11 protein-coding genes are annotated in these 14,609 nt (G+C 29.0%); all 11 read right to left on the minus strand.

Going from position 1 to position 14,609, the window contains the following annotated elements:
* The coding region (gene secA / locus ACWXVK_RS02020; protein ID WP_456017087.1) for a preprotein translocase subunit SecA at positions 1 to 2,473 on the minus strand (2,473 nt) is incomplete at its 3' end.
* Between the two features lie 95 nt (positions 2,474 to 2,568).
* Positions 2,569 to 2,760: a hypothetical protein gene (locus ACWXVK_RS02025; protein ID WP_438340334.1), complete on the minus strand. Its 192-nt coding sequence runs from the start codon at positions 2,758 to 2,760 to the stop codon at positions 2,569 to 2,571.
* Between the two features lie 3 nt (positions 2,761 to 2,763).
* The gene (locus tag ACWXVK_RS02030; RefSeq protein ID WP_455993653.1) at positions 2,764 to 3,798 is read right to left on the minus strand and encodes a carbohydrate ABC transporter permease; all 1,035 of its coding nucleotides are present in this window, start codon (positions 3,796 to 3,798) and stop codon (positions 2,764 to 2,766) included.
* On the minus strand, positions 3,740 to 4,750 hold the full coding sequence (locus tag ACWXVK_RS02035) for a carbohydrate ABC transporter permease (RefSeq protein WP_438340336.1): 1,011 nt from the start codon (positions 4,748 to 4,750) through the stop codon (positions 3,740 to 3,742). Before ACWXVK_RS02035 ends, ACWXVK_RS02030 begins: the two co-directional genes overlap by 59 nt.
* Entirely contained in the window at positions 4,750 to 6,705 is a 1,956-nt protein-coding gene (locus ACWXVK_RS02040) for an ATP-binding cassette domain-containing protein (protein WP_455966358.1), read from the minus strand. Before ACWXVK_RS02040 ends, ACWXVK_RS02035 begins: the two co-directional genes overlap by 1 nt.
* On the minus strand, positions 6,706 to 7,674 hold the full coding sequence (locus tag ACWXVK_RS02045) for a thermonuclease family protein (protein ID WP_455994917.1): 969 nt from the start codon (positions 7,672 to 7,674) through the stop codon (positions 6,706 to 6,708).
* Positions 7,675 to 7,727: 53 nt separating this feature from the next.
* A complete protein-coding gene (locus ACWXVK_RS02050) occupies positions 7,728 to 9,854 on the minus strand; it encodes a P68 family surface lipoprotein (RefSeq protein ID WP_456017088.1) in 2,127 nt (708 codons plus the stop codon).
* Between the two features lie 249 nt (positions 9,855 to 10,103).
* Complete coding sequence (gene whiA, locus ACWXVK_RS02055; RefSeq protein ID WP_456017089.1) at positions 10,104 to 10,958, minus strand: DNA-binding protein WhiA; 855 nt, start codon at positions 10,956 to 10,958, stop codon at positions 10,104 to 10,106.
* A gap of 83 nt (positions 10,959 to 11,041) precedes the next feature.
* Positions 11,042 to 12,508, minus strand: a complete 1,467-nt coding sequence (gene lysS, locus ACWXVK_RS02060; protein WP_438340341.1) for a lysine--tRNA ligase — start codon at positions 12,506 to 12,508, stop codon at positions 11,042 to 11,044.
* A gap of 29 nt (positions 12,509 to 12,537) precedes the next feature.
* On the minus strand, positions 12,538 to 12,861 hold the full coding sequence (hinT, locus tag ACWXVK_RS02065; protein ID WP_438340342.1) for a histidine triad protein HinT: 324 nt from the start codon (positions 12,859 to 12,861) through the stop codon (positions 12,538 to 12,540).
* Between the two features lie 12 nt (positions 12,862 to 12,873).
* Positions 12,874 to 14,604, minus strand: coding sequence for a HinT-interacting membrane complex lipoprotein P60 (locus ACWXVK_RS02070; RefSeq protein ID WP_456017091.1), 1,731 nt, complete (start codon positions 14,602 to 14,604; stop codon positions 12,874 to 12,876).
* Positions 14,605 to 14,609 lie beyond the last annotated feature (5 nt).

A 14,609-nucleotide genomic window follows, 5' to 3' on the forward strand; every position in this document is an offset into this window, starting at 1 on the left:
CAGAAACTAGCCGTTTTCTTTCTGATTCAAGTAAAAAGTTAATAAATTCATTTGCGGCATTAATGCTTTCTTGAATATTGTTTGGATTAATATTATTTGCCAATCAAGGAAAATCAATTTGGCTATTTGAGGAAGGCAACGCCTCATAGTTATTCAATAAGTTAATACTACATTCCATTGCTATTCTATCAGTAAGTTCCTTAAATTTTTTTGAACCTAATTTAGTGTAAATTTGATATGGATTTTTTTGAGCATACTGAACTAAATGAGTGCTACGACGCAATTTGTCCATAACATTAATATGGTCTTGCCATCCTGAATCAAAAACATTTAGGATAATATTTCTTTCTGATTTTACTAATGAAGTTAAACCATATTTTTCAATTATGTTTTGTCTTAAACGGTCATATTCTTTTTTTCAGATATTTGTTATATAATTTTTTAACTCTTCACGATCCATTTTTATAATTTCACTTGGTTCAAATTGATGCTGAGTTAATAGCATAAAATTACGATTTAGATATTCGGCAAAATTGTCAAAATCCATTGTGTCATTTTTCTTAACAAAATAAGGATTATTGACAATTTGCTTAACAGCCACATTAAACATCTTGTATATAATTGAACCCAAATCGTCTCGTTCCAAAATTAAGTCGCGTTGTTCGTATATTAGGTCACGTTGTTGTCTAATAACGTCGTCAAAATTTAAAACACTTTTACGACTATCATAGTTAAAACCTTCAATTTTCTTTTGCGCTTTTAAAAATGCTGAACGAATTAATTCACCAGGAATAGGATTTGAACCATATTCCTTAAATATTTCCTTTCATCTATCTTGAACAGAAAATCTCAAAATTAATTGGTCATCTAACGATAAAAAGAATTTAGTATAACCTATATCCCCTTGACGACCAGAACGGCCCTTAAGTTGATTATCAATACGACGTGATTCGGCTTTTTCTGTTCCTAGAACGTATAAACCGCCATGTTCAATAGCTTCTTTTGTTGGCTTAATATCCGTTCCACGTCCTGCCATATTAGTAGCAATAGTTACAGCACTTGCTTGGCCAGCCTTTGAAATAATTTCAGCTTCGCTAGCATCCTGTTTTGCGTTTAAAACAGTATGCGGTATGCCTTCTTGCAATAAATATTCATGCAGAACCTCAGAATCTTCAACTTGTGCTGTTCCAATTAAAATAGGTTGTTTACGCTGAAAGGCTCTTTTTACTTCTTTAACAACGGCCATTCATTTAGAATGCATATCAACATAAATTTCATCTTTTTCATCTTTTCTAATAACTGGTTTATTTGTTGGAACAACATTAACACGCATATTATAGATATCAATAAATTCCTTTTCTTCCGTTTTGGCAGTACCAGTCATACCGCTAATTTTTTTAAATAATCTAAAGAAATTTTGATATGTAATAGTAGCAAGTGTCTTTGTTTCTGATTCAATCTCAACTCTTTCCTTCGCTTGAATTGCTTGCTGCAAACCTTCAGAATAGGCGCGACCTTCCATAATACGACCAGTAAACGAATCTACGAGTTCGATCTTATCATTTCTAACAATATATTCAACGTCAAGCTTCATAACTTTATGAGCTCTTAATGAATTTTGAATTCTATGAACAAGCTCCGAATTTTCAAGATCATATAGATTCCTTAAATTAAAATATTTATTTGCTTTTTCAATTCCTTCATCAGTAAGATAAACAGATTTTGTTTCTTCGTCAATAAAGTAATCATTTTGGTTTAATGTTCTTACAAATAAATCTGCAATAGTATACATTGTACTTTCTTCATGATCACCACCGGATATAATCAATGGTGTTTTAGCTTCATCAATTAGAATAGAATCAACCTCATCCAATAAAATATAATCAAGTCCTCTTTGAACTTTTTCTTCTTTTGACATAACCATATTATCTCTTAGATAGTCAAAACCTAATTCTGAATGAACCGAATAAACAACATCACATGCATAAGCTTCTCTTTTTAAATTAGTATGCATTTGTGCTTTATTAATACCAACACTTAAACCGAGAAATTTAAAAACTTGTCCCATTTCCTCAGCATCACGTTCTGCTAAATACTCATTAACTGTCGAAACAATAACACTATTGCCGCCAATAGCATTTAAATAAACGGGGGCGATAGATGTAATAGTTTTTCCCTCACCTGTTTTCATTTCTGCAACAGAACCTAAATCAAGAATAATACCACCTATCATTTGCACATCATAAGGTCTTTTGCCTAAAATTCTTTTTGTTGCTTCACGTGAAACAGCAAAAACTTCAGGTCTAATATCATCCTGACTCTCGCCTAACCTAATTCTTTCGCGAAATTCAATTGTTTTATTTTTCAGTTCCTCATCGCTTAATTTGGCAATACTTTCTTCTAATTGATTAATTTTTTTTAATGTTTGCTCTGCAATACGCATTTCAGTTGATTTGAATTTAAAAAATTTCATAATTTAATATTTTATATTAAATTTAGCAAAAAATAGACAAATTAAAACAGACCTATTATAAAGATCTGTTTTAATTAGATTTTGTATATTCTATTTTAACTCAATAATCTTAATGTGTCTTGAGTGAATATATTAGTTACACCAACAATTAAACCATAGATTATGAATCCTAGTATAACTAAACCAGCAACAACAACTGTTAAAATTCCTACAAAACTCAAAACTCTTTTTCCAACTTTTTTTGTTTTTTGTTGATCATTTATAATACTGTAATTTTTATAATCCATAGTTTATCCTTTTGTTGCATTTCCTTGTCTAGAAATAGCAGCCATAATTCTCTTTCTTAAAACAAAGTACACAATCATCATAGGCAAAATAGCTAAAATTGTAGCAGCCATTCTTACCGATAAAATTATTTGTGCTTCGCCACCATCTACTTCAACTCTACCGGTTGTAAATAATCATAAGTTAATTGGTGCATAATAACCAGCAGTTTTACCAGGTGCTGCATCTCACAATAATGCAGGTCATGTATATGAATTCCATGAAGCAAGAGCGGTCAAAATAATAACTGTTCATGTTGTGGCTTTAACCATAGGTAAAGCTACATTAAAAAAGTACTTAATTCCACTTGCCCCGTCAAGCATTGATGATTCCTTAACTGAATTTGGAATAGCTTCAAAAGCGTTTTTATACATATATGCATTAAAAATTGATGTAGCAAATGGGACAACCATTGAAATAATAATTAATGGATTTTTAGTACCGATTCAACCGGCTTTAGAAACTAACGTATATTGTAAAGACAATAAAGTAATTTCAGGAATAACTAACAATGATAATAGCATTCCGAAAAATGCATTTTTTCCTCTTCAATTTCTAAGAGATAATGCATAACCAAGTGTAGTTGCAAAGAATAATCTGACAACAACAGATAAAGCTGTAAATCCAGCTGTGAATACTAGTGCTTGTAGATAACCTTCCTGTAGTGATTGTAGGAAATTACTAAAGTAAAAACTAGTTCCCAAATTGCCGCCAAACTCTTTACCATTTGACAAGAATTTTTCATAATCAAATGGTCATCAAGCAATCTTTGAACCTGGTTGGCCATAAAATCTTGGGTCAACAAGCGATTGCTCAATCATAAAGTAAAACGGAAGAACAACTAAGAAACTAAAGAATGTTAATATAGCAATTTTAAATGATCAAGAGAATATTTTGCCTCATACATTTGTTGTTGAATAAGGCTTGGACATTAATTCTTGTTTAGATTTTAAAGCTGATTTTTCTCTTTTGTATCTCAGCTTTAAGCTTGTTGATAACATTTCTTTCTCCCAATTTAGTTTTTAGTTTAAAAATTGATGATACTGATTTCTTCAATGTAAATGAAACTAAGGTACCTAGTATAAATAAGAACACTGAAGCAGCAGCGGTTCTTCCGAATTCTCCAGATTTTGTTGCTTGAAAAATGTAAAGCAATAACGTACTACCATTTTCTGTAATAGAAGCTGAGGCATCGTTATTATATAAGGCCAACGGAAAGACCTTAATACCATTAATAATTCCTATCGTAAATAAGAATGAAATTGTTTTTTGAATTGAAGGTAGGGTAATTTTAAAGAATTGAGACCCACTACTTGCGCCATCAATTGCTGACGATTTATATAAGTCAGGATTAACTGATAACATTGATGTGGTTAGAATTAACACTTGAAAGGCCAATCCTCCTCAAATCCCACGGATCAAGATCACTATAAAGGGATTTCATCTATTACCTGAACCATACAACAGTGGAAAGATAGCACCTTCACTTGTTTTACCAAAAATAGCTGAGAATGTTAGCGAAACAGCTACAGCACCAGTCATGTATGGTAAGAAGAAAACAGTTTGTCAAAAACTACGTGCATATCTTCTAATTACCGTTGTAATAGCAGAACTTATTAATATTGATATTGAAAGCCCTATTGGTAGAGCTACAACGGCATATAGCAATGAATTAACAACTGCTACATCAAATTTAGGATCATTAAAAACCCCTGCTTTTCCTTTTGTTTGATAATAATTTGCTATTGATCATCCGAATCCTCTAAATGATGTTGGGGCACGGAATGATACAATAATAACAAGAATAAATGGAATAATAATCATAAACGCCAAGGCAATTAAGGAAGGTAACATCAATAAAAATGGTTTTCAAAATGGTGTTTTAGTATTTAATATACTTAGAGCTTCCCCTGTCTTTTTGATACGATATTTTTTTCAAAAGTAAGTGTTCATTAAACTCTTTCCTTTGTATCAACATCAAACAAATGGTACAATTCTTTTCTTTTAATACTTAATCTAACGTTTTCACCAATTTCATATTTTGTTTTAGCTGAAAGGAAAACATTAGCAATCTTATCAATTGATTTTATATAAATTTGGGCTTGGATTTCTTTTCCTAGATATTCAACTAATTTAATATCACCAGTAATAATTCCGTTTTCGTCTTCAACCAACGATTCACCGCGAAATCCTAAGTCAATAGTTGCTTTTTTGTAATTTTCAGGGGCTTTAATTAATTTTTGTCCTTCGTAATATACATATCCATCTTTAATTGGTGTTTCAAAAATAGTCATTTCAGGAACACCAAGGAATTTAGCAACAAATTCATTTTTAGGCGTTAAATAAAGTTCCATTGGAGCGCCAATTTGTTGAACTTTGGCAGTAGACATGCAAATAATTTTGTCACTAATAGACATAGCTTCTTCCTGATCGTGGGTAACAAAGACTGTTGTAATTCCAAGTTCTTGTTGAATAGAACGTATCCATTTTCTTGTAGAAACACGTAGCTTAGCATCAAGGTTTGATAATGGTTCATCCAATAGAAGAATCTTTGGTTTCTTAACAATAGCTCTAGCAATAGCAACACGTTGTTGTTGCCCACCTGATAACTGCGTTGGTCTCTTACGCAAATTTTTAGTAATTTCAACTCTTTGAGCAACATCTAAAACATCTCTAATAATTGCTTCTTCTATTGTTAAAACATCTTTGCCTAAAATTCTAATTTCTTTTTGTAAATCATCTGGCAATAAAGCAATTAATTCATTTAATGACTTCTTTAAATTTCTCGTTTTTATATTATTGCTTTCTAAAATTGGAATAATTAAAGAACGAATAGCTTCTTTGTATACTGTTTCCGTCTCAATCTTCGTATGTTTTAAACGTTCCTTAATTTGCTTAATTTGCATTCCGATAGGATCGATCTTTTGAACAACAATTTTTTCTCTCAAAATTTGTTTTGCTTCATTGACCTTTTGAGTATATTCAAGTCTGCTTTCATTATATCTTTTAACATACTCATTTTTAAGATTCTTAATTTTTTCTTTAAGATGTTGTTTAATTTCTTTTCTTTTGTTAGAAAATTCAACTATAATACTCTTTTGCTTTTCAAATAAATCACCACACCCTGACTTATCTCTAACCATCATAATTTCAATTTGTTCTTTAATTTCACTTATTCTTGCAGCGCGTTCAATTTCTAAGTCATTAAGTAACTTATTTGTTTCTTCCCTAACATCTTTAATATCTTTTAAAACTTTTTTAGTTAAATTAGATAAGATAGCTGTTTTTTTAGTAACAATGAAATTATAGTTGTTTACTTCATTATCAATAATATTGTTATATTGTGTTTTTAACTCAGTTAAATAATTTCTTGTTTCGCGCGGATTATCAATAGTGTGGTATAGTTTTGTTCTTGTTTCAGAAATAAGTTCTTCAGAAACACCATAGAACTTAAATATTAGTTCAAATATTTTTTGTTGAGCTAATTTTGATTTTTCAATAATTTCTTCTTTTCAGTGTTTATCATTCAATAGTGGAAATGCTATATTATCATAAACAGTCATATGAGGGTATAAAGCGTAATTTTGGAACACTAACCCCAATTCTCTTTGCTGAGGTGAAAACTTTGTAACATCTACACCAGAGAAAAATAACTTTCCACTTGTAGGACGCAATAATCCAGAAATGGCATTCAGAGTAGTAGTTTTACCTGAACCTGAAGGGCCCAGTAATGTAACTAACTCTCCTTTTTCAATCGCAAAAGAAGCATTATCAACAGCTAGTGATTCACCAAAGTCAATGACTAAATCCTTGACTTCGATCGCAGGAACTAATTTTTTAGCCTGATAACGTTCTTGTGAAAAACCGTGAATATGGCTTTGCGTTATTTTTTTATTTTCCTTTTTCATTTATTTTACTTCTTTCTTTGATTGTTTAGTTCCTAAAAATTCAAAAATATTATTTTGTGGATTAACAAATTTTTGTTTATTTTTTTTCTCAATATTAAATGGATACATAAATTGATATGCATCATTAATCAAATCAGAGCCATGGGCTTGATATTCTTTTGACAAATCAACTGGCAATTTAAATTTTAGATTAAGGTCTTGACCGCCGACAGAAATATTAACACCTTCTTTAGCATAAAATCCTTTATTGTTGAAATATCCGTCATTAAAAGCCCTTGCAGCATAAGGTAATAAATAAGACAATACTGCGCTCTTTTCAGTTTTTTCATAATCATTAACAAATGTTTTAAAATCTAAAGCGTCAATTCTTGGTAATGTCCAACCATTAGCCAACATTTCAATACTAAAGTTTTTTTCAAATGAATCGCCAAAGAATACATACGCAACGTATCTACTATATGAATTATTAGACCAATTATCAGATACTAGTCTTACATTTTTACCTTGAAGAATACCCTCAACATAAGCACTATCAAGATTTGATAATTTTCTTTCACGCTCTGTTGTATCCTTAGTATTTTGCTCTAAAGTATCAATTAATGGAATTCTAATCTTAATTTTTTGTCCATTCTCAAAGGTTGTTTTTGAGGTCAGATTTTTTTTGATTGTAACTTCGATAGTATCACCATCAAATACTTGAGTTACTTGCCCCTCAACAGCCCCAAAGTTTTCTCATAATGATAAAGCGATTTTTTTAGTTGTTCCTTTTTCCACATCATCAATAATTTCAGTTTCAATAACATTATCTAATGTTTTCCCAACACTGTGATAATTGCTAGGTTCAAATAAAAAAGTAGCATTTAATTTTAAATTATCATAGTATTCTTTTGTTTTTTCATTTTGACAAGAAACGGACAATAGTGGAAAGGTAAAAATTGGTGCTAATAAAAATAATTTTATTTTTTTCATTTCTTCCCTTTTGTTAAAAAAACACAAAAATTTTGTATTTTTTTATTTTGATATTATGCAAATAATTTAAGAATTTCATTAATAAAATCTTCAAATTTAACTGGTTTTTTATTTAAAACCTTGTTAACAATAGCTCTACCAGCGGCACCAATTGATTCTCTTAGTTTATCAGAAGATGTTGAATAAACGTCTTCTGCTGGTTGATATTCTTTGCTGTTTGTTTGGATTTTTTTGAAGTTTTCAAATGCAATTTTTGATGCTCTATTTGAACCTTTAATTTCATTTACATCTTGATTAATGTAATCTGCAGTTGGCGAAATATAGCTACCTAAGTAATTAAATGCATCAATTGGCATAACATCTTTGTATTCAGTAGTTTTACCTTTATTTGTAAAACTTATTGATGCTATTTTTTCCTTAAACAATCATTGTACAAATAATTGAGTTGCCTTATCTTCTTTTTCATTAGCATGAATCAAAACAAGTGAAGGCCCTTGAATAAATACTGATTTCTTATCTTTAGAAGCATCTTTAACCAATGGAGTACTGATTCAGTCAGCATCTTCAAAATTCAATAATTTATCAGCGCTCAATAGTAATTGTGAAATTAAAGTCTTATCAACTAATACATATGAACTTCCATCATTAACAAATGTTGTACCTAATGAAACTACTTTCTTTATTTCTTCAGGACTAAGTGCAATTTTTAGTGTACTTGATAAAACTAGGTTATTGTTTTCAACGCTTCCGGCTAATAAGCGATAATTCTTATTTTTATTAAATTCATCAGCTAATTTTGTCCCGACTTCTTTAGATACTAATTGTTTATCATATTGGCCAACAGTAGTACCTTGAGATAAATTATATGCATAGATATTATTTGTATGGCTTCCTGATTTAAATTTTAGTACAACATCATTGCCATCTTTTGCACCTTTATTTTTAAGTTCATATAATTTTTCAACTGTATTTTTTTGATCCTTAATATAATTTATTGTTTGTGTTTTACCACTTATATATGTATGTGAGTACCCGGCTGTTGAACCAATACTTATTGCCATATTATGTTTAGTTAATAAGCTTGAACCAAAAGCTCCACCACCACCAATTCAAACTGCCCCGGATTTAATGCCATCAAAAATAGTTTTTGTTATTTTTTTAAATAATTCATTTTGGAATGTGCCATTTTGTTTAAACGATTCATAATCATATCCACCAGTAAGATCATGACCTGATGAAGGATTAATATATTGTGCGCTTGCATTGCCCTTAGTGATAGCAACATTCATAACATTAACAGCTGATGCTAATGAGTCAATGCCTAAAATAGGTTTATTTAAATCACTTGGATATAATTTTTTGGCAGCAATAGCAAAATTAATTAACTTATCATATTCTTGAAAAATTGAGTCATCAAGTGTTAAATTTAGTTCTAAGATACTTTTTTTAGCAGCTTGCATATCAGTAGCTTTGCTCTTTGCTCACTCAGTGTCTACATATTTAGCATCACTCTGCGATGTGTTTTTGTAATAATTAATGTATTCTTTAACTTTTTTGGTTGAAGCATCTTCGCCCATTTTTACACCAGCTTCTTCTAATAATTCTTTTAATAATTTACCTAAAAGAACCTTATTAACTGATTGCATTTCAGAAGATCTTGAAAATGGAACTACTCATTTTTCTTTTGATTCTAGATTACCACCAATTTCATCATTAACATGCTTAAATGCTTCGGCAATATTCAAATTTTCATAAACATCATTTGGTAAAGCCAAATTCATGTCCAACTTTGCCAATATAGATGCAGCAGTTGGGTAGTTAATCATTATATTTCAAAATTCTTTTGTTTCTTTTGCACTTAATTTAGTTTCTAAGGCATTTGTTGAATAACCATTTGGTGTAAAAACGATTTCAACAGGTAAATAACCATTTTCAGTCTTTTTAGCTTGTTCTTCAGCTGAACCAGATTTTAATCATTTGTTAAATTCACTAACAATAGTTTTTAATCCAATACCTTGAACATTATTTTCAGAAAAACCAGTAGCAATTTTTAATTTGCCATCATAAACTTGGTCATATCTAGCACTAGAATGTGAAGGACCACATGATGCTAAAAACATAGGGACTGCAAAAAGTGATAAACCACTTAATGAGAATAAAATTTTATTACTTCTTTTCATTATTTATCCTTTCATTTTTTTACTTAAAAACAAAAAACAATAACGATCAGAAAACTAATCGTTATTGTTCAGTTGTGAAATGTGAGTTTTGATTTGTGTAATTCACAATATAAATTTTACTACTTTTTAAATTTTATTAATTTAATAAAAGCGACGGATTTTTATCAATTCATTCGATTTTAGACCCAAAAATAGCATTTAAATTGCTAAGAAACTTATGCAAATTAATTTTAAAATATATTATTTTTTCTAGGTTTTGGCTAGTTTAACATTTTTTGAACTATATTTCTTTACAAATGTTCTTAATTTTATTAACGAATGATTTAATGATGATCTTGACTTATAAATTTTTTTACTAGCCAATAGTTCCACCAGGTTAGATAGACTACTATCAAGATTATTTTTTTTAATTTTAAAAAAAGCTAATTCCTGCTTAGTAAAAAGAAATGTTAGGTTATTTTTTTGTACAAAATCATAGTTTTCTAAAAACTGGATATTAGCATTAGCAATTCGTTGTTGATTATATATATCAAAGTTTGTAATGCGATTTATATTATTAAAATAATCTCGTTCAATTTTATATTCTTCAAGTTGATAATATGAATTAACCGCTTCAATGGCTTTTAAAAAATCACAAATATGTTCAATTTTTTTTAAATAAATTAAAAATTTATTTTCTCTTTTTAATAATTTAAATTCAAGATTATATTTATTTAGTATAGTCAAACATTGTAAAGCATTATCAAAATTATAAAACTTCAATTCAAGATGATTTGAAGAACTCTCAAAATTTGAGACTGAGCCCGATGCCAAAAAGATGCCAGAAAAATATTCACGTTCATATTTTAATTTTCCGTTATAAAAATCTGCAATTTCAATAACAAATTCATTTTTTCTCTCTAAAAAATAAGGAATTGATTGTTCTACTAAAAGCTGCTTAATAAATTCAAATATTATTTTATTATTAATAATTAATTTAAAAGCATTTTCTTCTATTTTTGACGTAGCAAAAACACCACTTAACAAGTTTAATTTATCTTGTTTTTTTAATGGTCTATTTATAATTTCTTCTTTGATTGTTTGAGTAAACGTTTTATTTCCCATAAGTTTATTTTAGTTATATTATATTAACACATTTTTAAATAAATAAAATATGTCCTTTATTATGGAACATATTTTATTTAAAATTATTTTATTTCTTTTAATTGTGGAAATAAGAGAATATCTCTAATTGAATCATTTTGAGTTAGAAGCATTACCAAACGGTCGATCCCAATTCCGCAGCCACCTGTTGGCGGAAGACCATATTCTAAAGCGTTAACAAAATCTCAATCAATTTCGTTTGCTTCTTCATTACCGTTTTCTCTTTCCTCAAGTTGGGACTCAAATCTTTCTAGCTGATCGATAGGATCTGAAAGCTCAGTAAACATATTAGCAAATTCTTTGGTTCCAATAAATAATTCTGCTCTTTGTGTAAAACGGTCATCATCTAATTCTTTAAATGCTAAGGGGCTAATCTCAATGGGATGGCCATAAACAAATGTAGGTTGTATTAATGTTTCTTCGATATATTTCTCAAATAGTTCATTAATAACGTGACCTAACTTATAATATTTTTGCGTCTTGATTCCATGTTGTTTAGCTAATTCAAGGGCCTGAGCATCACTTAAATTACGGACATTAATTCCTATTTTTTGTGAAACGGCATCAACCATATTAATCTTTGCAAAAGGGTATTTAAATTCTATTTCATAGCCGTTAAATTTAACATTTTTAATATTTAACTTTGTGGTTAAGTGTTTAAATACGCCTTCCGTTCTTTCCATCATTCCCCACATATCTGAATATGCTTCATAAAATTCAATTGAGGTAAATTCAGGATTGTGTGTACTATCAACTCCTTCGTTACGGAAAATACGTCCAATTTCATAAACTCTTTCCAGACCACCAACAATACATTTTTTTAATGGCAATTCTGTGGCTATTCTTAAATAGAATTCACGGTTTAAAGCATTATAAAATGTTTTAAAAGGTCTAGCTGCAGCTCCACCTAATATTGGTTGCAATACAGGAGTGTCAACTTCGAGATAATCTAAATTATCAAAAAATTCACGTACACCTTTAATAATTTTGGTTCTTAAGATAAAAGTATTTTTTGATTCTTCATTAACTATTGTATCAACATAACGATGTCTACGTCTTTCCTCTGCATCAACTAAACCATGGTATTTATCAGGTAATGGTTTTAATGACTTTGTTAATAAAACAAGTTTTGAGGCCTTGATCATTAATGCTTCAGTATGGGTTTTAGAGATAAATCCCTCAACACTAATAATGTCACCTAGATCTAATTGTTTTAAAACTTCTTGAGAAAATTCATCTAATATTTTTTTATCAATATAAATTTGCATTTTACCATTGCGGTCCTGTAATACTAAAAAAGGACCACGTTGAGCAACAACCCTACCATTGAAAACAACAAATTTATTTTCAGCATCAATTGCTTCTCTTGTTTTGCTTTCATACAATTTCATTATTTCTTGCGATGAAATTGTTGGTCTAATAGTTGAATTAAATGCTCTAATATTTTTTTGCGCTAAGATTGAAATTTTGTTTCTTCTTATTTGTTCTTGTTCTGAATATTTTCTTTCCATAAATTTATATAATCTTTCAAAATAATATCCTAATCGTAATAAGGAATGATGTGAATATGTGTTCTAAAAATTGCTTGTCCAGCAGCTTCATTATTATTTATAACTAATTTGAAACCAGAAGCATTAAGCTTATCTGTTTGTAATAAAGCTAATTTTCTAGCTTTTTTGACCAATTTAACCAAGTCTTCTTCTTCGATATCATATAAGTTTTGTGAAAACTCTTTTGGTACAACCAAGAAATGGCCTTTTTCTACTGGATCAATATCTAGAAAAGCAATAACATCAGCGTCCTCATAAATAATTGTTGCGGGTATTTCTCTATCAATAATTCTCTGGAATGTATCTTTTTCCATAATTTTCTTTTTTTAAATTAATCCTTCCACTTTAAATAATTCTAAAACAATTGGGTTTAGCTCTGTTAACTTAAATCCTAGATTGTCTATTATATATTTATTAGCCTCTCTAAACAAAGTGTTTCCTTTTGAGACAACAATATAGTTAGCAATAATACTTTGTTGCGTTGCATCATTTCATGGGGTATTTTCAAAAGTAAAAATTTTCTTATCAACAATTTCATTTTTTAGATTTTTTACTTTTTTAGATAAATATAATGGTGCTAATTTAATTACATATGAAGCATCAATTTTTTTATCATTAATAACATCAATAAATGTTGGATACTTATCTAGGTTATAATCATTTGCATTAGTTTGGTCTATAAATTTCTTATCCTTATATTCTAATTCAGCACTAAAATCATAATAATGTCTCGATCCAAGTTCCTTAATACTTAATCTCATTGGTGCTCTTAGAATTTGACCACTAAAAGTTATCGAGTCTTTTAATTCAAACATAAGGGTATATTTTTTGTTTTCTAAAGTTATTTCTTTAGTAAATACTTTTTCATTATCATTTTGTCTTGTAAGGCCTTCAAATTCAATATCCTTAGCATTAAATACTTTTAAATTTTCTTCCTTATCTTGTTTAGATTTAAGTGATGCTGTGGCCTTAATTTTTGGTAACTTCTTTTCTTGAGCAAGAATTTTTGCTAATTTAAAATAGTCCTGGTCTAATACTTTTTTAGTTTTTGGATCTACAAAACCAAAAACAGGTGAAGTAAACTTTTTGGCTGTGTAAAATGAGTTTGATAAATCGCCTGTTGTTTCTGAATTAGCAACAATTCCGTTAAATGCTCTTAATGTTTTAAGTTCAAATCCTTCTGAAGCACCAGTTTTTAAAATATATTCGGGATATTTGGCAACCGGATTGTAATCATACTGTTGAGTTTTTTTAGGATTATATGATGCTAGATTGTTAAAATCGTTAAAAGTTGAAATATTTGCCTTACCAATTCTTAAATTCATATCTTTTGTATCAGTAAATGATCATCTTTGGATAAGTGGGTTTTCAAGAAGATACTTAATTAAATAAAGATTATTACTTGAAAAATCAAGGGCATCATAAATATCTTTTTTTAACAATGTAGTTGAATCTTTCTTTATTTCCTCTTCGAGACTTACTTGATATTTATCTAGGCCATTTTGATTAACGGATAGTTTTTTAAACTCATCTCTTGATTTTAATAGATAAATTTTAGAAACTAGCATTTTTTCTAACTCTAATCTAAGATTTTCCTGCAAGAACTTAGAATTCTTCATTAAAAATATAAATTCATCTTCGCTAGGAATATTTTCGGGGGCTGGATTATAGGTGCTAGTATCAATATTTAATCGAATAAAATCATGTTTTAAATTTCAAAACTTTTGAGCATCAGTATTTAGTGAAACAGAAGCATAATATTTAAATAAGTCATATAAATCTTTATGAAGCTGATTATTTTTATTTTCAATCGCAGAAGCAATTTTGTCTTTTTGATTAATATTTTTTAAATCATTAACATAAAATTTTTCAAGATATGTATCAACAACTGATAAAATCATTTGATTCTTTGATGTTTGCTGTTTTAAAAAACCTGATTGATAACCCGGGGTTTCAGCATTATTTTGTGATTTATTATTTGCACATGATACTAGTAATGGAACACCAGAAAATATTAGAGGTGATAAACTAAGCAATACTTTTGAAAGTTTTTTCATTTTTT

This window comes from Mycoplasma sp. 3398 (genome assembly GCF_053851555.1).